The 21,248-nt window shown below is 73.1% G+C and carries 17 protein-coding genes and 1 pseudogene; 7 read left to right on the top strand and 11 right to left on the bottom strand.

What is annotated here, in order from left to right:
• The 5 genes and pseudogenes from ACWGIF_RS04360 to ACWGIF_RS04380 form a co-directional block, all read right to left on the bottom strand.
• Positions 1-300: pseudogene (locus tag ACWGIF_RS04360) on the bottom strand (hypothetical protein); the annotation flags it as partial.
• A 63-nt stretch (positions 301-363) separates the two neighbouring features.
• Positions 364-1,929 (bottom strand): cytochrome P450, encoded by a 1,566-nt coding sequence (locus ACWGIF_RS04365; protein ID WP_453490863.1) that lies wholly within the window; start codon positions 1,927-1,929, stop codon positions 364-366.
• Positions 1,930-2,014: 85 nt separating this feature from the next.
• Entirely contained in the window at positions 2,015-2,533 is a 519-nt protein-coding gene (locus tag ACWGIF_RS04370; RefSeq protein ID WP_453490866.1) for a protein-tyrosine phosphatase family protein, read from the bottom strand.
• A 37-nt stretch (positions 2,534-2,570) separates the two neighbouring features.
• On the bottom strand, positions 2,571-3,467 hold the full coding sequence (locus ACWGIF_RS04375) for a hypothetical protein (protein ID WP_453490869.1): 897 nt from the start codon (positions 3,465-3,467) through the stop codon (positions 2,571-2,573).
• A 158-nt stretch (positions 3,468-3,625) separates the two neighbouring features.
• A complete protein-coding gene (locus tag ACWGIF_RS04380) occupies positions 3,626-7,243 on the bottom strand; it encodes a S8 family serine peptidase (RefSeq protein WP_453490872.1) in 3,618 nt (1,205 codons plus the stop codon).
• Positions 7,244-7,455: 212 nt separating this feature from the next.
• Here ACWGIF_RS04380 and ACWGIF_RS04385 point away from each other — a divergent pair, with 212 nt between their 5' ends.
• The 3 genes from ACWGIF_RS04385 to ACWGIF_RS04395 all read left to right on the top strand — a co-directional run bounded on the left by ACWGIF_RS04385 (position 7,456) and on the right by ACWGIF_RS04395 (position 10,837).
• On the top strand, positions 7,456-8,943 hold the full coding sequence (locus ACWGIF_RS04385) for an MFS transporter (RefSeq protein ID WP_453490875.1): 1,488 nt from the start codon (positions 7,456-7,458) through the stop codon (positions 8,941-8,943).
• 5 nt (positions 8,944-8,948) lie between these two features.
• Positions 8,949-9,134: a DUF6629 family protein gene (locus ACWGIF_RS04390; RefSeq protein ID WP_453490877.1), complete on the top strand. Its 186-nt coding sequence runs from the start codon at positions 8,949-8,951 to the stop codon at positions 9,132-9,134.
• Positions 9,135-9,196: 62 nt separating this feature from the next.
• Positions 9,197-10,837 carry a GMC oxidoreductase gene (locus ACWGIF_RS04395; protein WP_453490880.1) on the top strand — a complete coding sequence of 547 codons (1,641 nt, stop codon included), beginning with the start codon at positions 9,197-9,199 and terminating at the stop codon, positions 10,835-10,837.
• Between the two features lie 78 nt (positions 10,838-10,915).
• Here ACWGIF_RS04395 and ACWGIF_RS04400 read toward each other — a convergent pair whose 3' ends face one another.
• The 4 genes from ACWGIF_RS04400 to ACWGIF_RS04415 are packed head-to-tail and all read right to left on the bottom strand — an operon-like array spanning position 10,916 to position 13,334.
• Positions 10,916-11,395 carry a carboxymuconolactone decarboxylase family protein gene (locus ACWGIF_RS04400; RefSeq protein ID WP_453490883.1) on the bottom strand — a complete coding sequence of 160 codons (480 nt, stop codon included), beginning with the start codon at positions 11,393-11,395 and terminating at the stop codon, positions 10,916-10,918.
• Positions 11,392-12,474, bottom strand: coding sequence for an NAD(P)H-dependent amine dehydrogenase family protein (locus ACWGIF_RS04405; protein ID WP_453490886.1), 1,083 nt, complete (start codon positions 12,472-12,474; stop codon positions 11,392-11,394). The genes ACWGIF_RS04400 and ACWGIF_RS04405 overlap by 4 nt, the downstream gene beginning before the upstream one ends.
• Positions 12,475-12,529: 55 nt before the next feature.
• Entirely contained in the window at positions 12,530-12,685 is a 156-nt protein-coding gene (locus tag ACWGIF_RS04410) for a DUF6126 family protein (protein ID WP_453490889.1), read from the bottom strand.
• Between the two features lie 16 nt (positions 12,686-12,701).
• On the bottom strand, positions 12,702-13,334 hold the full coding sequence (locus ACWGIF_RS04415; RefSeq protein WP_453490892.1) for a helix-turn-helix domain-containing protein: 633 nt from the start codon (positions 13,332-13,334) through the stop codon (positions 12,702-12,704).
• A gap of 137 nt (positions 13,335-13,471) precedes the next feature.
• On the opposite strand from ACWGIF_RS04415, the gene ACWGIF_RS04420 reads away from it, so the two are divergent.
• A complete protein-coding gene (locus ACWGIF_RS04420) occupies positions 13,472-14,290 on the top strand; it encodes an alpha/beta fold hydrolase (RefSeq protein WP_453490895.1) in 819 nt (272 codons plus the stop codon).
• 172 nt (positions 14,291-14,462) lie between these two features.
• On the opposite strand, the gene ACWGIF_RS04425 is transcribed toward ACWGIF_RS04420, so the two are convergent.
• Positions 14,463-15,026 (bottom strand): hemerythrin domain-containing protein, encoded by a 564-nt coding sequence (locus ACWGIF_RS04425; RefSeq protein WP_453490898.1) that lies wholly within the window; start codon positions 15,024-15,026, stop codon positions 14,463-14,465.
• A gap of 260 nt (positions 15,027-15,286) precedes the next feature.
• Between ACWGIF_RS04425 and ACWGIF_RS04430 the strand changes: the two genes are divergently transcribed.
• Positions 15,287-15,808, top strand: coding sequence for a hypothetical protein (locus ACWGIF_RS04430; protein WP_453490901.1), 522 nt, complete (start codon positions 15,287-15,289; stop codon positions 15,806-15,808).
• 68 nt (positions 15,809-15,876) lie between these two features.
• Here the strand turns inward: ACWGIF_RS04430 and ACWGIF_RS04435 are convergent, their stop codons facing one another.
• Complete coding sequence (locus ACWGIF_RS04435; protein WP_453490904.1) at positions 15,877-17,427, bottom strand: ATP-dependent DNA ligase; 1,551 nt, start codon at positions 17,425-17,427, stop codon at positions 15,877-15,879.
• 152 nt (positions 17,428-17,579) lie between these two features.
• On the opposite strand from ACWGIF_RS04435, the gene ACWGIF_RS04440 reads away from it, so the two are divergent.
• Both ACWGIF_RS04440 and ACWGIF_RS04445 read left to right on the top strand, forming a co-directional pair.
• Positions 17,580-20,294 (top strand): alpha/beta fold hydrolase, encoded by a 2,715-nt coding sequence (locus tag ACWGIF_RS04440; RefSeq protein ID WP_453490907.1) that lies wholly within the window; start codon positions 17,580-17,582, stop codon positions 20,292-20,294.
• A complete protein-coding gene (locus ACWGIF_RS04445; RefSeq protein ID WP_453490910.1) occupies positions 20,291-21,175 on the top strand; it encodes an ABC transporter permease in 885 nt (294 codons plus the stop codon). Before ACWGIF_RS04440 ends, ACWGIF_RS04445 begins: the two co-directional genes overlap by 4 nt.
• Positions 21,176-21,248 lie beyond the last annotated feature (73 nt).

Below are 21,248 nucleotides of genomic sequence, written 5' to 3' on the forward strand. Positions count from 1 at the left end.
GGCCCCCCCGGGCCCGGCGCCGCGCCCGGCCCGCCCCCCGGCCCGGGCCACGCCCCGGCCGCGCGGGGCCCAGCCGAGGCCCGCCGGGTCGGTGAGGGTACGCATCAGGGTGCGCCAGCCGCGCCTGGTGCGGCCTCCCCGGGCGAGGGCGGCTGCGGGCAGGCGGGCGCCGAGGGCCAGGCCGGAGGCGTAGCGGGCGGCCTCGCCGACCGCGTCGGCGGCCTCGGCAAGAGCGCGGCACGGGGCGTCGAGCTGGTCGACGTCCGGGGCGGTGGACGCAGAGGTCGCGGCGTCGGGCATGGCATCCTCGGGGGGTTCGCCAGGGGTCTGGGGTGGGGTCTGGGGCTGGGGTTTCAGGCGCCGTCAGCGGCGGGTGAGGGTGAGCCGGATGCCGTGCGGGTCGAGCGTCGCGGGCAGCGGTCCCACCGGGTCCAAGGCCGGCCGGGCGCCTGCCACCCGATGGCTCCACAGCACCTCGGCACAGAGCGCGGCGGTGATCATCAACCCGAGCTGGTCGCCCGGGCAGCGCCCGCCGCCGTGACTGAAGGGCGCCATCCGGATGTCCTGGTCCGCGCTCGGGTTCTTCCAGCGGCCCGGTACGAACACGTGCGCGGCCGGTACCCGTTCGGGGTCGCGCTGGTGGAACGCGGCGGGCAGCAGCACCGAGGTGCCTGCCGGGTAGCGGACGCCCCGCCATTGCGTCTCGGTGCGGGTGACGCGCATCAGGTCGGGCACCACCGGGTACAGGCGCAGGGTCTCCCGGACGCAGGCCCGCAGCCTCGGCAGTTGGCCCCGGTCCGGCCCGGCGGCGGCTTCGGCCGCCGCTTCGGCCGCGGCCGTGGCCTGTTCGGCGGGGTGCGCGGCGAGCAGCAGCAGGGTGCGCAGCAGCGTGTCCGGTACCGCGTCCATGGCCAGCAGCCAGTGCTGGGCCTGCGCGACGGGGTCGAGGCTGCCGGTGGGGTCGTCGTGACGGGCGGCCCGTGCGACGAGGGTGTCGCCGTCGGCACGGCGGGCGTACTCCTCGATGCGGGCGCGGGCCTTGTCGTCCACGGATCGGGCGGCGCGCACCCTGCCGCTGCGCGGGTTCCGGCCCTCGGCGCGCAGCTGGGTGAGCCATCCGGTGAGCTCCTCGTCCGCGGCGGCGGCGTCACCGAGCACGATCCGCCGCGCGACCCGGTTCACGGCGCGCCGGGCGCGGGCGAGTTCCAGGGTGCGGGTGGCGGTCAGCTCCCCGGCCTCCTCCGTGACGGCAGCGAGGTACGGCCCGTACGAGGGGTGCACGGGCAGGCCCGCGCCCAGTACCTCGGCGCTGATCTGCCGCCGTTCGGAGCGCAGTTCGCCGCGGGAGCAGCCCGCCCCGGCCGGTTCCGGCTCGATCGGGCCGCGGCACTTCTCCGGCTGGTCGACCGCGAGGACGCTGACGGGTTCGGCGTAGAACCGGCGCAGGTCCTCCGGGTCGAGGAGGACCAGGACCGTCCGCCCCGACCGGGTGCGTACGAGGGCGGGAGCGTCCCCGTGGCGGGCGCGCAGGGCGCGCAGCGCGGCGGCGGACGCGCGCACGGCGCCGGGGCGGCGGGAGCCCGGGCGGACGAAGCCGCGCAGGACGGAGCCGAGGGCGGCCAGGGCGGCGGCTCGGGGGGCGGCGGCCGCCTGCCGGAACGATTCCTTCACGGACGCCCGCCGGTCGGGGGCCCCCGCGCCGGACCCCCGCACGGCCGGCCCGCGGTCCGCGGGCGGCGCTTCACGACGGGGCGAGCGGCCGGCGCGCTCCGTGCGAGGCCGGGTGGCGGGCGCACCGGTCACCCGGGCGTCGCCGGACGCGGACCGCACCGGCGGACCGGACGGCCGCACGGGCCGCCGGGTCCGCTCGGCCAGGGCCCGTACCCGGGCCCTGAGCCCGTCGAGGGCGACCCCTTGGACCGTACGCATCCGTGTACCTCCGCAGCGGGAACAACACCGGTCGGTGACATCGGCATCACCGTACGTCCCGCCTCCGGACCGCGCGCCCCGAGGACTACGCCAGGGGGTCCAGCTCGACCAACTGGGCCACGACGTCGAGTCCGGTGGCGAGGTAGGAGGTGAAGGTGGCGTTGTGCAGGGCCCACGGAGAGCGCCGGCGGCGCACGAGGGCGATGGCCTCGGCGGGCGTCAGGCCCCGGTCGACGAGGCACTGGGCGACGACGAGGCCGGACCTGTTGTAGCCCGAGTGGCAGCGGACGAGCGTGGTGAGGCCGGTGTCGAGGGCGAGTCCGGCCGTACGGGCGAGGCGCCGGACGGTGCGGAGCTGGGCGGCGGTGAGGGCGGCGTCCGGCATGTGCGCCACGACGTGCTCGGCGCGCGGGCCGGGGCCGTGACCGGTCCGGGTGAAGAGGCTGATGACGAGGTCGAACTCGTCCGCCACGACGGCGGGCCGCAGGCCTCCGGCCGGGTCGGTCCGGTAGTGGCCGCCCATCCACAGGCCGGGTGTGATCTCGTTCCAGGCGGTGGGTGGCGGCCCGGGCACCTCGCGGTCGCGTGGGCGGGTCTTCCTCATACAGCCGTGACCTCTCCGGATGACGACAGCCGGAATCTCACACGACATCACTTTGCTTGGAGGGAGTTGGAGCGAAGACGGCATCCCTGAACGTGGTACGGAGCGAGTTGCGGGTGGCGGTCGGCAGGAGGATCGCCCAGCGATGGTGCCGCGGGGAGATCCAGAGGGCCGGGCCGGGGTCCGTCGGGGCGTGGTGGGTCCAGACTCCGTGGGGGGCTGGGTGCCAGAGCAGGCCCCGGGCGGGGGTGAGCTCGCCGGTGCGGATGCGGAGGGACTCGGCGGTCCAGGCCCGGGTGATGGCGGTCGAACCGCCCGGGGCGGCCGAGCCGCCTTGGTCGGTCGAGCCGTCCGGGTCAGCCGGACCGTGCGGAGCAGCCGGGCCCTCCGCGTCAGCCGGACCGTGCGGAGCAGCCGGGCCCTTCGCATCAGCCGGACCCTGCGGGTCAGCCGGGCCCTCCGGGACGAGGAGGTGGCGCAGGAAGCGGACGAGGTCGGCGAGCGGCGCACGGAGGGTGCCGTCGGCGAACCGGGTCCCGGCCATGCCGAGGGGGCGCCACACGCGGGTGGCCGCGAGGTCGGCCAGCGGGCTGCCGGAGAGGTGCTCGGCAAGGCGGGTGAGGGCGGCTGTCCCGGCGGGGTGCGTCAGGAGCTGGTGTGCGGTGGTCCCGGCGGGGGTGCCTGCGGCGGCCTCGTCACCGTAGGCGGCGAGCGGGGTGTGCAGCCGCAGCGCGCCTTCGTCGACGAGGCTTCCGACGACCGGCCACAGCGCGAGGACGGCGGTCAGGCCGCCGACGTCGAAAACCGCGGCCGGGGCGTCTGCGCTGTCCGACCCCGCCTGGAGGCCGTCGGGTCCGCCGACGGCCCACACCGCCCCGGGGTCGGCGGATTCCACGAGAGCCCGGACGGCGTCGGCCTGGTCGCTCAGGAGCGTCATGGTTCCTCACGTTAACGAGCGCGGCGCCGGGCCACCGGCGCGTCGCGGCGAAGTCACGGGCCCCGCCACCCGAATGCCGGGGCACCAGGGGCCGGAGCCGTACGGGAGGGGCGGGGCGCCCGCGGGCACCCCGCCCCCCTTGTGTCCGACCCGCTGGGTCAGCTCTTGTCAGGCCGGTCGGTCACCCGCAGGGTGTTCAGCAGGGGCTTGCCGAATCCCTTGTGCGTGATGAAGCGGACGTTGAGCACTCCGTCGGTGACCGTGACCGTGTACGTACGGGTCAGGGCCTTGTAGGTACCCGCCTCCAGGGAGATGTCCAGGGAGGGCAGGACCTGCGTTCCCTCGGCCAGGACGTCGAAGACGCGCTTGTTCGGCTTGGTCGAGGAGAGCTCCGCGAAGCCCAGCTCCACCGTGTAGGTGCCGTTCGGGACGTTGTCGAAGCGGTACTCGTACATGCCCTCGCGGGCGTTGCGGAACAGCCTCTGGTCGTCCGTGCCGGCGATCGTGCGGCCGGTGGACTGGACGGTGCCGTCGCCCTGGTAGCCGTAGGAGCCGGCGCTGTACCTGCGGTCCGGGGACCAGGCGTCACCCAGGCTGTCCGTGCTCGTGTAGCCGGAGCCCGCGTCCAGGGCGACCTGGTAGCGCGGGACGACGACCTTGACCGGGACGGTGAGGACCGGCGTGCGGCCGCTCGCCGAGGTGATCTTCAGGTTCGCCGTAAGGACCGCCCCCGGGGTCAGCCCCGTGGTGTCCACCGACAGCGTGACCGGGATCTTCGCACCCGTCGGGAGGTCCCCGCCCGCGGGCGTGGCGGTCAGCCAGGCCGCTTCCTCGGACACCGTGAACGCCGTGCCGAGGCCCGGGTTGGTCAGGTCCAGGCTCCGCGTCCGCTGCTGGTTCGCCGGGAGGACGACCTCCACGGACGGCGTGGACGGCGTCACCCTGCCGGTGCGCAGGGACTGCGTGACCGTCGTGACGTCGGCGGCCTTCACGTCCACCGTCGCCGCGGCGGGCTCGTACTGCGGCGCCGCCAGGGAGACGGCCCGCGAGCCCGACGGGCTCTGGACGACGTAGCCGCCGTCCGCCGCCGTGGTCGCCGACACCGCCGAGTCGCCGGTGCCGACGGTCACCGTGGCGCCCGCGACGCCGTTGCCGTCGTTGGCGTCGAGCACCCGTCCCGCCACCACACCGCTCTTGGTGGTGCGGAAGCCGATGGACAGGCCGTCGGTGATGGCCGCGGTGTTGAAGGAGTACTTGAAGGCGTCGGTCCCGGCCGCGTTCTCCACGCCGACCGTGGCCGTGGAGCCGCCCTTGATTCCGGTGCCGCCGGTCCCCTTGTAGGAGTACGAGACGGTGCCGTCCTCGCCGATCGCCGCCGAGAAGGAGAACGTGTCGGCCTGCGCGGACCAGTGGGACACCTGGCGCCACTCGATCACGTAACTCCGGTGCGGGGCGGTACCGGTGACGGCGGTGAAGACGCCGGAGCCGCTGCCCGCCGCGCCGACGACCAGGTCGTCCCAGAACGGGTACAGGGCCGCGTTGGGCGTGGCCGCGCTCGGGAGGTCCCCGTTGACGTCGCCGGTGTGGTTGCCGCCGAAGTTGACGGTGCCGTTCGTACCGATCCAGGCCTGGCCGTACGTCTTCCCGTACAGCGGCAGCGGGAACGGGAGGTCGACGCGCTCGGTGGTGTTGTCACCGGTGAGCGCCAGCTGTCGGCTCCCCGCGGCGTACGGGCGGTCGCCGGCGGTGGCGCAGGCGTAGCCGTAGCCGTCGGTGCGCTCGGGCAGATTCACCGCGACCGTGGCGTCGCCGGCGACGGTGACCTTGGCCGTGCCACCCGTGAGGCAGCGGGAGGCGTGCGTGGCGCTGACGTCGTACGTCCCGTGCGGGAGGGTGACCTCGAAGCGGCCCTGTGCGTCGGCGGTCGCGGTCACCGGGGTGTCCGCAATGGTGACGGAGGCGCCCGCGGCGGGCCCGGCGGCCGAGGAGACCGTGCCGGTGAGCTTGCCGGAGGCCGCCTGGGTCAGGCTGAAGTCGCCGGTCGCGGTGGCGTTCTCGGTCACCGTGGCCGTCGCGGTCTGCTGTCCGTAGCCGAACTTGACGGCGGTCAGCGAGTAGTCGCCCACCGAGAGGGAGGGGAAGGAGTAGCTGCCGTCCGGCGCCGTCGTGGTCGTGCGGTCGATCGCGCCGTCGGCGGTGATCTTCACACCCGCGAGCGGCTGGCCGCCGGAGCGGACCGTGCCGCCGAGTGCGCCGATCGCGCCGCGCGGGGCGGCGTTCACGGCGGCGAGCACGTCGAGCTTGCCCTCGCCGAAGACGTTGTTGTCGGCGGGCGTGCCGCCGCACTGGCTGTTGTCGGTGTCCTGGGCGGTGCCGTCCAGCAGCGACTCGGTCTGGGCGACGTCACCTTCGAGGGCGGGTGCGGCGGACCAGAGCAGGGCCACGGCGGCGGCGGTGTGCGGCGAGGCCATGGAGGTGCCGGAGAAGGCCTCGTACGCGCCGCCGGGAACGGAGGAACGCACGTTCACGCCCGGCGCGGCGATGTTCGGCTTGATGATGCCGCCGGGGCCCGCACCGCGCGAGGAGAACGACGCGATCGTGTTGTTGATGTCGAAGGCGCCGGAGCTGTAGGAGCTCGCGTAGTCGCCGGGTGAGCCACTGGTCGAGCAGCTCGGGCCGGCGTTCCCGTTGGAGAAGGCCGGGAAGATGCCGGCGGCCCGCCAGGTGTCGACGATCTGCTGGTACCAGGTGTCGCCGCCGGGACCGCCCCAGGAGTTGTTGACGATGTGCGGGGCGAGGTCGGGACGCGGGTTCTGGCCGCTCGCGTCGGTCGGCGCGACGATCCACTGACCGGAGGCGAGCAGGGAGGCCTCGGAGCAGGAGTTGGACTCACAGCCCTTGGCGGCGATCCAGGTGGCACCGGGGGCCACGCCGATCTTGTTGGCGCCGCCGTCGTCGCCGACCATCGTGCCCATGGTGTGGGTGCCGTGGTCGTTGTTGTCGCACGGGGCCGCACCGGCGCAGACGCCCGCCGGGTCGAACCAGTTGTAGGCGTGGTCGTACGTACCGTCCGCCTTCTTGCCGCGGTACCGGCCGTTCACGGCCGGGTGCGTGTAGTCGACGCCGCTGTCGATGTTCGCGACGACGATGCCCTCACCGCGCACGCCCAGCTGGTCCCATACCTGCGGGGCCTTGATCCGGTCGATGTTCCACTCGACGGCGTCGGCGAGGGCCTTCTCCTGCTTGCCCTCGACGGGCTTGGGGAGGTCGACCTTGTCGTCGGCGTCGATTCGGGCGACCTCGGGACGCTGCGCGAGGGCCCCGGCGAGCTTCTGGCTGCCGACGACGCGTACGGCGTTCACGATCCAGTACGAGGTGTACTCGGCCCCGGCTCCCTCCACGGCCTTGACGACCCCGGCCTGGCTGCGCGCGGCGTGGTCCTTCTTGGTCCGCAGGACCGTCTCGGCCTTGGCGGCGCGGGTCTGCTGCCTCCCCGCGGCGGTGAGGTCGGCGGCGCTGTCGAGGTACACCCAGAAGACGGCCTTGGCGGAGTCGTCGAGCTGGGCGCGGAGCTTGGGTTCGATCTTGCGCTCGGCCGCGCTCGGGGCGGTGGGGCCGGGGTCCTGCGCGGCCGTGGCGACGCCCGCGCCGAGCGGGAGGAGCAGGACCGAGGTGAGTGCGGCGAGCGCCGCGCGTAAGGACCGTGCGGGCCTTGATGGCCTTGATGGCCTTGTGGGCCGTAAGGCTCGTGAGGACCGGTTGTCGCGTTGGGCCACGTGTTGTCTCCTCGTACGCCGTGTGCGGGTTGTGCGGGAAGGGTGCGCGTGACGTGCGCGGGTCATGGTGAAGGAGAGGTCATGCTCATTACAAGAGGGCCAAATGAGCCGCATCCGGCCCGGCCGGTGCCCCCCTTCCCGGCCGGTGCCCCCCTTCCCGGCCATCCGCCCGTCCGGTGGCCCTTCCCGGCCGCGCGGGCCAGCCTGAAGTCATGACCGCGCTCCCCGAGCCGCCCGTCCCCGCCGTCCACCTGGCGTCCGCGCGGGGCCGCTGGATCCTGCTGACCACCGTGCTCGGCTCGACGATGGCCATGCTCGACTCGACCGTGGTGAACGTGGCGCTCCCGCGCATCGGGCAGGATCTCCACGCCGATCTGGCGGTTCTCCAGTGGACGGTGAACGCGTATCTGCTGACCCTGGCCGGGCTGATCCTGGTCGGCGGGGCGCTCAGCGACCGTTTCGGGAGGCGCCGGATCTTCGTGCTCGGCGTGGTGTGGTTCGCGGTGGGGTCGCTGCTGTGCGGCATCGCGCCGAACGCCGGGGTGCTGATCGCCGCCCGTGCCCTGCAGGGTGTCGGCGGGGCGCTGCTGACCCCCGGGTCGCTCGCCCTGATCCAGGGCTCGATCCGGGCCGAGGACCGGGGCCGGGCGGTGGGCCTGTGGTCGGGGTTCGGCGGGGTGGGCGCGGCCGTGGGCCCGTTCCTCGGCGGCTGGCTGGTGGACGGCCCGGGCTGGCGATGGGTGTTCCTGCTGAACGTTCCGGTGGCCGCGGTGTGCGTGCCGGTGGCGCTGCGGCACGTACCGGAATCACGGGACCCGCAGGCGCACGGGCGGTTCGACGTGGCCGGCGCGATACTGGGCGCGGGCTCCCTGGGATTGATCACCTACGCACTGATCGAGGCCCCGACCGGATCGGCGGCGGTCACCGTCACGGCGGTGGGCGGAGTCCTGCTGGGCGTCGCCTTCGTCTTCGTTGAACGGCGGCGGCCCGACCCGATGGTGCCGCCTGACATCTTCGCGTCGCGGCAGTTCACCGCCGTCAACCTCGTCACCCTGTGCGTGTACGCGGCCCTCGGCGGGTTCTTCTTCCTCGTCGTGCTCCAGCTCCAGGTGGTGTCCGGGTACTCCGCGATGGCCGCCGGGGCCGCGGTGCTGCCGACGACCGTACTGATGCTGCTCCTGTCGGCCCGCTCGGGCGAGCTCGGGGAGCGGATCGGGCCGCGCATCCCGCTCACCGTGGGACCGCTGCTGTGCGCGGCCGGGACGCTGCTGATGCTGCGGGTGGGTCCGGCCGCCTCATACGTGCGGGACGTCCTGCCCGCGATGCTGGTCATGGGCATGGGCCTGGTGATCCTGGTGGCCCCGCTGACGGCGACCGTGCTGGCTTCGGTGGACCCGGGCCGGGCGGGCCTGGCCAGCGGGATCAACAACGCGGCGGCGCGTGCCGCCGGGCTGCTCGCCGTGGCGGCGCTGCCGCTGCTGGCCGGGATGGGGCCGGAGTCGTACCTCTCCGCCACCCAGTTCGACGCCGCATTCGGGCGGGCCATGCCCTGGTGCGCCGGGGCGCTCGTGGCCGGGGCCGTCGTGGCCTGGGCGACCGTACGCTCTCCCGCCCCCGGTGCCTGCCACCCGCAGTGCCACACGCACTGCGCGGTGACCTCGCCGCCACTCGAACCTCCGCGGGAGACGAGCCAGGGCTGATCCCCGTGTGCTGGAGCGCGACGGCGGATCTGGCGGCGGGCACGGCCGTCGCCGCCGTCGGACTCGTGTGTGTGGCGCGCGTGCGGCGGGCCCGCGATCTGTTCACCGCCTCCCTGCCGTTGCTGCTGGGCGCGCACCAGCTGGCAGGACCCCAACGGGCAATCGACCGAAAGTTACCTAGACGTATGTAGTGACTTCACACGCGGGCAGCAGTAGAACTCGTTCCCATTCCCCCAAGAGTGAGGAACGTCACATGAGTGACAGATCCCTGCCCGGCAAAGGCTTCAACGGGATATCACGTCGCGGGTTCCTGGGTAGAACAGGTTCTATAATTGGAGCCGTGGCGCTGGCCGGCCACATCACTCCGGCTCAGGCTGCCGCCCCGCCCGGCTCGATCGCCGACGGCACCCGCGTTCCGGCCCTGGTCATCGGCACCGGATACGGCGGCTCCGTCGCGGCCCTGCGGCTCGCGCAGGCGGGCGTGGACGTCCAGATGATCGAGATGGGCATGTCCTGGGACACCCCGGGCTCCGACGGCAAGATCTTCCCGAAGGTGACCAGCCCGGACTACCGGTCGTTCTGGCTCCGCACCAGGACCAAGGCGCCCCTCAGCAACTTCCTCGGCTTCCCGATCGACAAGGACGTCCCCAAGTACACGGGGATCCTGGACGCCGAGGACTTCGCCGGCATCACGGTCTACCAGGGCCGCGGCGTCGGCGGCGGTTCGCTGGTCAACGGCGGCATGGCGGTCACGCCGAAGCGTGCGAACTTCGCCACCGTCCTCCCGTCGGTGAACGCCGACGAGATGTACGACACCTACTACCCGCGGGCCAACGCCGGGCTCGGGGTCGGGATGATCGACCCGGCCTGGTTCGACACCGCCGACTGCTACCAGTTCTCCCGGGTCGGCCGCAAGCACGCCCAGCGTTCCGGCTTCGCCTGGACCTTCGTACCCGACGTGTACGACTGGGACTACATGAAGCGGGAGGCGGCCGGCACCGCCACCAAGTCGGCCCTGGGCGGTGAGATCCTCTACGGCAACAACCACGGCAAGAAGTCGCTGGTGCAGACCTACCTCGCCCAGGCCAGGGCCACGGGCCGGGTCGCCATCTCGCCGCTGCACAAAGTCACCTCGGTGTCCCCCGCCGCCACCGGCGGCTACACGGTCACCATCGACCAGATCAACACCACCGGCGACACCGTGGCCACCAAGACCGTGACCGCGGACCGGGTGTTCTTCGCGGCCGGCAGCGTCGGCACCAGCAAGCTCCTGGTCAAGCTGAAGGCCACCGGAGCGCTGGCGAACCTCAACGGCGAGGTCGGCAAGGGCTGGGGCGAGAACGGCAACGTCATGTGCGGCCGCGCCAACCACATGTGGGACCCGACCGGCAAGCTCCAGTCGACCATTCCCTGCTCCGGCATCGACAACTGGGACGCCGGCGGCGCGTTCGCCGAGGTCGCGCCGCTGCCCACCGGAATCGAGACGTACGCCTCCTTCTACCTGTCCATCACGAAGAACCCGAACCGGGCCGAGTTCACTTGGAACGCCGCGACGGGCACGGCCGACCTGAGCTGGCAGACCGCCTGGAAGCAGTCGTCCATCGGCATGGCCAAGACGATCTTCGACAAGATCAACTCGAAGGAGGGGACGATCTACCGGTACGACCTGTTCGGCGGCAACAAGATCTGGCACGACACCCTCACCTACCACCCACTCGGCGGCGCGGTCCTGAACATGGCCACCGACAACTACGGCCGCCTGCACGGCTACAACGGCCTTTACGTGATCGACGGCGCGCTGATCCCCGGAAACGCCAGCGTCAACCCGTTCGTCACCATCACGGCGCTCGCCGAGCGCAACATCGAGAAGATCATCGCCACCGACCTCCCGTAGGGCCGCACCCTCCCCCCAGCGGCCGGGGCCGTTCGGACGCACCGAACGGCCCCTTTTTCGCCGTCTGTTCCCCTCCGCTCAGTGCCCGGGCAGCATGCAGACGCTGTCGAGCCCGAGCACGTGGTTGAGCCGGCCGAAGGCCAGCCAGGACCCGAGGCTCATCGTCAGCTCCACGATCTCGAGCTGGCTGTAGTGCGCGGTCATCCGGTCCCAGAACTCCTCGTCGAGCCCGTGGTGGTCGAGCGTGTAGCGCTCGGCGTACTCCGCCGCCAGCCGCGTGCGCTCGTCGAAGGCGTCGGTGGACCGCCACTCGGTGACCGCCTCGGAGAACTCCTCCTCGACCTTCTCCCCCTCCCGTTCCGTGCGCCAGTCGAGGCAGAAGACGCACCCGTTGATCTGTGCGACGCGCAGCCGGGCCGCCTCGAACTCGCGCAGGCCCAGGGTGGTGTGGGCGTACACCGACAGCGAGAAGTTCGCGGCGGCCATGCCGATGCCGGGGACCATGTCGCCCCACACGTATTCGATCGGGTGTTGGCCTTCGGGGATGTCGATCCTCATGACTGCTTCCTTCCGAGTCTGCCGATGGCGGGGCGCAGCGGGACGTCCAGGGCGTCGTAGAGTCCGGGCTTCGCCTCGGTGAGCCAGTCGATGGCACCGACCAGACGGCCGACGGCGGTGGCGTTGCCGCCGGCCGAGCGGTTCTCGCCCTCGTCGGTGGCCTCGATGGTGACCTCGATACGGGGGCTGCCCTCGATGACGACCCGGTGGGCGCCGTCGCCGCCGCCGGGCGGCGACGGCCAGTCCGGTGCGCACGAGGCGTGGATGCGGGTGACGTGCTCGATGACGATGCGGGGCTCGCCCCCGACGATGCCCTGCACCTCGAAGCGGATCGCGCCCTGGGTGCCGGCCTCGAAATCGCCCATGGTCCGGGTGGTCACGGTGGTGTCGAGCGCGCGCCGCTGCGACGTCTCGCGGATCTCGTCGAGTTCGACGCCGAGTGCCCGGGCCATCATCCGTATCTGCCCGCCCCACACCATGGTCGGGATCGAGGGCATGAGCATCATCGGCTCGTAGTCCATGGGCTGGCCCATGCCCACGAGGTAACGGACCGAGTCCGGCTGCTCGTAGGTGGAGTAGTCGAAGATCTCCTGGCAGCGGATGACGTCGATGGTCGTGCCGAGTCCGCTGAGCAGGAGCGGGAGTACGTCGTTGCCCCAGCCGGGGTCGACGCCGGAGGCGAAGAGCGAGCCGCCGCCCTGCTCGATGGCGGCGAGCACCGGGGCGCGGAACTCCGGCGGGGCGCTGCGGTGGTCGTAGAGCGGGTACAGGGCGGGGCTGACGACGACCGCGCCGGAGCGGATCGCCCGGGTGATGTCGGCGAGGGCGTCGTCGGGGCGGGTGTCCCCGGACGCGGCGTACACCACGGCCCGGGGCCGGGCGGCCAGTACGGCCTCGATGTCGTCGGTGGCCGCGACCCCCAGCAGGTGGTCGAGTGCGCCGAGTTCGCCCGCGTCGCGGCCGGCCTTGGCTGGATCGTGGACGATGACTGCGCTGAGTTCGAGCGCGGGATGGGCTGCGACGGCGCGAATGGCCAGACGGCCGACGTTGCCGGTACCCCAGACAACCGTGGAAATCATGCGCGGAGGGTAGCCACAGGGCCTGCACGTTTCCAGAGTCGTGCGGCGTGGAGGGTTATTGGTTGCGGCCTCCGAGGACGAAGAGGAGGTAGACGAAGAAGGCGAAGAGGTGACCGACGAACAAGTAGGCGATCAGCCGGATCACGAGGCCGCGCGGGAACTTGGACTCGAAGCGCGCCCGTATGGTCACGGGGTTCTCTCCTTGGGACATGGGTACGGCTCCTCCGCTATCGGTCGTGCGTGGTCGTGGTGGCGCCGCCGAGGCACAGCCCGGCAAGGCTGCTCTGCAGCAGGGTGTGGACGAAGAGCAGGTCGGCCCCGCCCGAGGAGGACGCGCCGATCCGGTGGGGCGTGAGCGAGTCGAAGTGGGCGCTGTCCCCAGGCTCCAGCAGGTGCTCCGCCTCCCCCAGGTGCAGCCGCAGCCGTCCGTCGAGGACGTACAGCCACTCCTCCCCGGGATGTACGCGGACCAGATCGCCCTGGCTGCGCCCGTGGGGCACGTGCACGCGAAGTGCCTGCATCCCGCGCCCCGGGCCGCCCGCCCGCCAGTACGTCCATCCGTCGGCCTCGCGAGCCCCCGGACCGCCGGCCCGTACGATGGGATCGGCGACGGCGGGGGTCTCGCCGAGCAGCTCGGAGACCGTCGTACCGTAGGTGCGGGCGAGCCCGAGCAGAAGCGGCAGCGAGGGCTGGCGCCGGCCGGTCTCCAGGCGGGACAGGTGGGCGGGCGAGAGCCGGGCCCGTGCGGCGGCGGCCTCCAGGGTGAGCCCGGCGCGGCGGCGCAGTTCGCGCAGTTGCGGCGCCACGGCGGGCAGCTCGCCGGCCGCGTTTTCGGGGCCGGGGGCAGGACCGGGTTTCATGCCCCCGATTGAGTCAGAATCTTGCCTTTCTGGCAATCCAGCTTGCCTCTGAGGCAAACCGGCCCACCGGCCAGGAGCTGTCCGCAGGGCGGGGCCGTCGTACGATCGACCCAGGGGGCGCCGGAGGGACGCACACCATGGGCCCAGAGGGACTGCATGTCGTCAGGGAAGGCCACTTCGTCCATCGCGGGGCGCGACTGGTCTTCGACGATGCGGGTGCAGGGCCGCTGGCCGTCTACGCGCACGGCGGCTTCGTCAGCCAGTCCGTCGAGGACCGGATGGGCCTCTTCGACTGGACACCCGTCCTGAACGCGGGGCGCCGCCTGGTCCGCTACGACGCGCGAGCCCACGGAAGGTCCACGGGCGGCCCCTCGGACGCCGACTACACCTACTCTTCCCTGGCCGACGACCTGCTGGCGCTGCTGGATCATCTGGGCGCCGCCGAGGCCGTTGACGGCATGGGCGCCTCGATGGGGTGCGGCACTCTGCTGCACGCGGCGGTGCGGGCGCCCGAGCGGTTCTCCCGGCTGGTCCTGCTCATCCCCCCGACGGCGTGGACGACGCGGGCGGCGCACGCCCACGCCAACCGGAGGTCGGCCGAGACGGTCGCGCGGGAGGGGCTGGACGCCTGGCTCGCCAAGAGGCGGCAGCAGCCGCCCGCAGTGGTGTCGGACGTTCCCGAGTTCCCCCCGACGCCCCCCGAGGGGGTCCTGCCGTCCGTCCTGCGCGGCCTGGCCCGGTCCGACCTGCCGCCACCCGCCCGGATCGCCGGACTGCGCCTGCCCACCCTGATCCTGACCTGGGCGGACGACCCCGGGCACCCTCTGTCCACGGCGCACACCCTTGCCGAGTCCCTGCCCGGGGCGGACCTGCACGTTTCGCAGACGCGCGCGGACATCCGTACCTGGGGTGATCGCATCGCGGAGTTTCTGGTGGCTCCGCCGCGGCGGAAGTAGCCGCGGCACGAGGCACTGCCTGCGAGAACGGTACGGAATCCGGAACGTCAGCCCACCGGCCCAAGGAGCGGCACGGGGGGCCCGGGGACACGGCGTCCCGTCGCACACGGATGGCGGCGGGCAGATCGTGGCCGTGGACCGCCCCGTACCGGGCAACCCCGTACCGCTGGTGTCAGGACTCCTTGCCGCGGCCGCTCATCATGTCGCGCAGGCGGTCGACGAGGCCCACGCCCGGAGCGAGGAGCTTGTTGGCGGGCGGCGTGTCCGGGGCGGAGGGGTGGGGGCGGGTCGGGGCCGTCTTCTTGGCGGTCCTGACCTTGTCGCCCAGCTCGCCGAGCATCTCCGGGGTGCACGCGGTCCGCAGTTGCGGGAAGAGGTTCTCCTCCTCGTCGGCGACGTGTTCGCGGATCTCGGCCATCAGCCTCATCATCAGCGTGTCGAACCGGGGGTCGTCGGCGTCACAGCCCTCCAGGTCCTTCATGGTGCGCTCGGCCGTCGCGTGGTCCTCGAGCTCCCTGTCGGCCAGCGCGTCGCCGTTGGGCAGCTGCTTCCGTACGGCGGGGTACAGATAGGACTCCTCCGCGACGGAGTGCCGGACCAGCTCCATGATCACCTGGTCGGCGTGGTGCTTCCTGCGGGCGTCCCCGGAGGGCAGCGCCTCGATCTTTCCGAAGATCTCCTCCACCTCCCGGTGGTCGGTGGTCAGCTCTGCGATGACGTCGCCGCCATGTCCCATCGCGTTCTCCTCGATCAGTGTTCGGCCTGGCTCTGCTCGGCCACGCAGACCACTGAAATCCATGACGGAGGACACGCCCGGGATTGACGTCGGCCAGCGTGTCGGCCCCGCCGGCCCCGATCTGCCCCGCCGGCCCCCGTAGGACCCGGTCGGCCACCTGTGGCCCACGCCACGCGGGGAACCGATCCATATCCGTTCCTTTCGGGTGGATACCGCCGTTAAGGTGATGCTTCCTTCCCGCACCGCCCTGGAGGTCTGACGTGCCCACCGACCTCTCGTTGTCACCGCTCATAGCGGCGACGGCGCACTGGCTCACCCGCGCGTACCCCTCCGGGCAGGGCGCCCTCGAGCGCAGCCTCGCCGAGGCCCAGTCGCGCCAGGCCGTCACCCTCGCGGCATGGCTCCGCTATCCGACGGAACTCGATGTCCAGCTGGTGGCGCTGACCGGCCCCGGCGGCTCCGGCAGGCTCGACTGGATCACCGGATCGGACGCCGCCGACACCCCGTCCGGGGACGAGCAGGACCACGCGTGGCGCAGCTGGGTGGACGAGGTGGTCGCCAGCTGGGCCGCGTGTCTGCTGAGCGTGCCGGCCCTGGCCACGGCCGCGGCGTGTGCCGTGAGCGGCACGGACCATGTCGGCGCCCTGCCCGTCTCCTTCCGCCGGCTGACCGAGCCCGCACCCGACGACCGGCGGGCGGCCACGCTGCTCCGCCACCCGGACCTGCTGGCGCCGATAGCCGGACTGCACCACTCACAGCTCCTGGACCGACTCGCGGCCTGAGGCCCGGTCTCCCGTCTCCCGTCTCCCAGATCACGTGGGGCCCGCGGGGCCCGCGCCCCTCTCCCCGATCAAGCGGGGCCCGCGCCGCCCGGCATCGCGCCCCCCAGCACCGTTTCGACCGTGTCGGCCTCATCCACGTCCTTGTCCGGGCGGTACCTGAGCACCCGCGCGAAGCGCAGGGCCACCCCGGCGGGATAGCGCGGGGAGCGCTGCAGGCCGTCGTAGGCGATCTCCACCACCAGCTCGGGCCGCACCCGCACGGTGAAGCCGTCGTCCGACGTCGCCAGAGCCCGCAGCGCCCCCGTCTGCCAGCGCAGCATCTCGTCCGTGAGGCCCTTGAAGGTCTTGCCGAGCATGGCGTACGTGCCGTCGGCGGCACGCGCGCCGAGGTGCAGGTTCGAGAGCAGTCCGGTACGCCGCCCGTGCCCCCATTCGGCGGCGAGGACCACCAGGTCCAGGGTGTGGACCGGCTTCACCTTGAGCCAGTGCCTGCCGCGCCGGCCGGCCGCATAGGCCGAGTCCAGGCCCTTGACCACGACTCCTTCGTGGCCGCGGCGCAGTGTCTCGGCCCAGAACTCCTCGGCCTCGGCCGCCTGCGCCTGCGGGTCCTGCACGACGAGGCGGCGGACCCGGGCGCTCTCCGGCACGAGGGCGGCCAGGACCTCGTACCGCTCGCGGACCGGGAGGTCGAGCAGCACGTCGTCGCCGACGGCCAGGACGTCGAAGAAGCAGGGGACCACCGGGAGTGTCCTCCGGGCGGCCGCGACGTCGATACGGGAGCCGACCCGGCTCGCGATCTCCTGGAAGGGGACCGGGCGGCCGTCCGCCGACCGGCCGATGACCTCCCCGTCGAGGATGAACCGCTCCCCCGGCAGCGACCGGGCCACGTCCGCAACCTCCGGCAGCCGCCCGGTGATCTCGTCCAGGGAGCGTGTGTACACCCGTACGTCGTCGCCCGCGCGGTGGACCTGCACGCGGATGCCGTCGAGCTTCTCCTCCACCGCGCACGGCCCGAGCGCGGCCAGCGCCTCGGCGACCGACTTGGCGGTGCCCGCCAGCATCGGCTGCACGGGCTGTCCGACGCGCAGGGCGACGTCGCGCAACGCCGCTGCGCCTTCGGCCAGTACGGCCGCCGCCACCCGGGGCAGCGAACCGTCCAGCATCACCGCCCGGCGCAGGTCGGCGGCCGGTACTCCGGCGGCCGCGGCCACGCCCTCCAGGGCCACCGCGTCGAGCGCGCCCTGGCGCACCTCGCCGGACAGCAGGCTGCGCAGGAACGCCTGTTCGGCCTCGGTGGCCGCGCCGAGCAGGGCGGCGATGATCCGGCTGCGGCGGGCCCCGGATCCGGTGCCCGCGACGGCGGCGAGTTCGCCGACCGCCGCGTCGACGTCCCGGACGGTCAGGGTGGGCACCTGCGCCGGTTCGGTCTCCTGGCCGAGGATGCGCCAGCCGATGCCCGGACGGCCCTGCGGAAGGCGTCCCGCGAGGTAGGAGATGACCAGGCCGGCCTCCTCGGGCGGGGCGGCGGCGAAGAGCTCCGCGAGCAGGGCGGTCTTGCGGGACCGGGCGGAGGTGTCGGCGACCTCCCGGGATACACGTGCGACCTCGGCCAGCAGCATGCGGCCATCCTCCCGCCGTGCGTCGTCCCCCGCAGGTCGGGCGCGTGTACCGCAGGTGCGGTACACGCGGGCCGCGGCATGGTCCTTGAGAAGGTCAGGGGTTACGCCTGTGGGTGCTCGGAGGCCGGGGACCGTGCCTTTAGGGTTCCCGTATGAAGCTGCGAATGCCCCGGCGCCGCCGAGACCGCCTGTTCGCGGGCGCCGCCGCGCTCGCCGTCGTGGCGGGGGCCGGTACGTGGACGGCCGCGTCCGCGGCCGGCGACGCCCCTGCCGTGCACCGCCAGGACCAGGTCGTGAACATGCCCGGCGCCGGGATCGACACCTCCTACTTCACCGCGGGCGGCGGGGGGAACGGCGCGGAGAAACGCCCCGCCGTGCTCCTCGGGCACGGTTTCGGCGGCAGCAAGGACGATGTCCGCGCGCAGGCCGAGCAGCTGGCCCGCGACGGGTACGCGGTCCTGACCTGGTCGGCGCGCGGCTTCGGCCGCTCCGGCGGACGGATCGGTCTGAACGACCCCGAGCACGAGGTCAAGGACGTCTCCCGGCTCATCGACTGGCTCGCGGCCCGGCCGGAGGTGCAGCTGGACGGCGACGGCGATCCGCGCGTCGGCATGTCGGGGGCCTCGTACGGCGGGGCGGTCTCGCTGCTCGCCGCCGGTCACGACCGGCGGGTGGACGCGATCGCTCCGCAGATCGCCTACTGGAACCTCGCGGACGCCCTCTTCCCGAACGGCGTCTTCAAGAAGCTGTGGTCCGGCATCTTCTTCACCACCGGCTCGTCCGGCGGCATGCAGCAGGCCCGGCCGGGGCAGGGCCAGGACCCGTCGGCCGCCCCCGGCTGCGGCCGGTTCGAGCCCGAGCTCTGCGCGATGTACGAACGCGTCGCGGTGGCCGGGAAGCCCGATCCGGAGGCCCGCGCCCTGCTGGAGCAGCGCAGCCCCTCCGCGGTCGGCGACAAGATCAAGGTGCCGACCCTCATCGTGCAGGGTCAGGACGACTCGCTCTTCCCGCTGGACCAGGCCGACGCCATGGCCCGGACCCTCGCGGCGAACGGCGCACCCGTCTCCGTGGACTGGGCGGCCGGCGGGCACGACGGCGGCATGCGCGAGGCGGAGCGGGTCGAGGCCCGGGTGGCCGCCTGGTTCGACCGCCACCTGAAGGGGGACGCGGGCGCGGGCGCCGGACCCGCTTTCCGGGTCTCGCGCTCCGGCGGCATCGACTCCACCGACGGCCAGGTCACCCTGCGCGGCGCGAGCGGCGACCACTACCCCGGGCTGACGTCCGGCCCGCGGGAATTCGCCCTGACCGGGCGGGAGCAGAGCTTCGCCAACCCGGCGGGCGGCGCGCCGCCCGCCCTGTCCTCGCTGCCCGGCGTCGGCGGGCAGCTCGCCGCCTTCGGAGCCGGGCTCTCGCTGGACTTCCCCGGGCAGAACGCCCGCTTCGAGTCGGCGCCGCTCGCCGAGGACGTACAGATCACCGGGACCCCGACCGTCACCCTGAAGTTGAGGTCGACGGCTGCGGACGGTTCGGCCGTACTGTTCGGCAAGGTGTACGACGTGGGGCCCGACGGCCGGCAGCAGGTGCTGCCCGGCCAGCTGGTCGCCCCGGTGCGCGTGGAGAACGCACAGCAGGGTGTGAGTGTGCCGCTGAGGCTGCCGGCCATCGACCACTCCGTCGCCGCCGGTCACCGGCTGCGGCTGGTGGTCGCGGCCACCGATCTCGGCTACGCGACCCCGGCCGCGCCGGCCACCTACACGGTCGCGGTGGAGGGCCCCCTGGCCGTTCCCGTCGCGGCTGAGGTGCGGACCGCCGCGGTCGGGCTGCCCGCCTGGACGTGGGGGCTGCCGCTCGGCGCCGCGGCGCTGGCAGCGGCGCTGCTCGGAATCCGGCGGCCCGGCCGGGGGACCTCTGGGGGCCGGGCGGGCGCGGCGCAGCCGGACCCCGCGTCGGCCGACGTACTGCTGGAGATCACGGGGCTGACGAAGCGGTATGCGAAGGCGCAGGACCGGTACGCGGTACGGGGCCTGTCCTTCCGTGTGGAGAAGGGACAGGTGCTGGGACTGCTCGGGCCCAACGGAGCCGGGAAGACCACCACCCTGCGGATGCTGATGGGGCTGATCTCGCCGGACGCCGGGGAGATCCGGGTGTTCGGTCACGCGGTGCGGGCCGGGGCGCCGGTGCTCTCGCGGGTCGGGGCCTTCGTGGAGGGCGCGGGATTCCTGCCGCACCTGACCGGCCGCGCCAATCTGGAGCTGTACTGGCAGGCCACCGGTCGGCCGGCCGAGGACTCCCACATGGCGGAGGCCCTGGAGATCGCGGGGCTCGGCGACGCGCTGGAGCGCGCGGTGCGCACGTACTCGCAGGGCATGCGCCAGCGCCTCGCGATTGCGCAGGCCATGCTCGGGATGCCGGACCTGCTGATCCTCGACGAGCCGACGAACGGTCTGGACCCGCCGCAGATCCGAGAGATGCGGGACGTGATGATCCGCTACGCCGCGGGCGGGCGGACGGTCATCGTCTCCAGCCACCTGCTGTCGGAGGTGGAGCAGTCGTGCACGCACCTGGTGGTCATGGACCGCGGGCAGCGGGTGGCGGCGGGCGAGGTCGCCGAGATCACCGGCGGCGGCGACACCCTGCTGGTGACGCTGGCGGAACCGATGGACGAGGTGCGCGTCGAGAAGGTGGCGGCGCTGGAGGGCGTGGGTTCCGTGGTGGCCGCGGACGACGGGCTGCTCGTACGGCTCGAAGGCGCGACGGCCGCGGGGCTGATCGCCGAACTCGTACGGCTGGAGGTGCCGGTGACCGGAGTGGGGCCGCACCGGCGACTGGAGGACGCGTTCCTCACCCTGATCGGAGGTTCGGCGTGAGTACGGCGACGACGGTGCGCGAGACGGTACGAGAGGTGGCTCCGGGCTACCGGGCGAGCCGTACGCTGCCGCTGCGCGTGGAGGCGCTGCGGCAGTGGCGCCGGCGGAGGACCCTGGTGATGGGCGGTGTGCTGGCCGCGCTGCCCTTCATCATGATCATCGCGTTCGCGGTGGGTGGCGGACCGGACAGCCGGGGCGGCGGAAACAACCGCATCACGCTGATCGACACGGCCACGGCCTCCGGCGCGAACTTCGCCGCGACCTGTCTGTTCGTGTCGGCCGGCTTCCTGCTGGTGGTACCGGTGGCACTGTTCTGCGGTGACACCGTGGCCTCGGAGGCGAGCTGGTCCTCGCTGCGCTATCTCCTGGCCTCGCCGGTGCCGCGGGCGCGGCTCCTGTGGAGCAAGCTGGTCGTGGCGCTGGGCTTCAGTCTGGCGGCGATGGTGCTGTTGCCGGTGGTGGCGCTGGCGGCGGGCACGGCCGCGTACGGGTGGGGGCCGCTGAAGCTCCCGGCGGGCGGGGCCCTGGCGGCCGGGGACACCGTGCCGCGGCTCGCGCTGGCGGTGACCTTCATCTTCGTGTCGCAGCTGGTGACGGCGGGCCTGGCGTTCTGGCTGTCCACGCGGACGGATGCGCCGCTGGGTGCGGTGGGCGGAGCGGTCGGCCTGACGATCGTCGGCAATGTGCTGGACGCGGTGACGGCGCTCGGATCGTGGCGCGAGTTCCTGCCGGCGCACTGGCAGTTCGCCTGGGCGGACGCCCTGCAGCCACAGCTGGAGTGGGGCGGAATGATCAAGGGAGCGGTGGTGTCGGTGTCGTACGCGCTGGTGCTGTTCGCCCTCGCCTTCCGGGGCTTCTCCCGCAAGGACATCACGTCCTGAGCCCACCGCCCGGCGATCGCCGTTCGCCGTTCGCCGTCCGACGCTGAGATCCGGCATCGGACGGCGGAGGGGC

It is taken from the genome of Streptomyces sp. NPDC054849, from assembly GCF_053610945.1.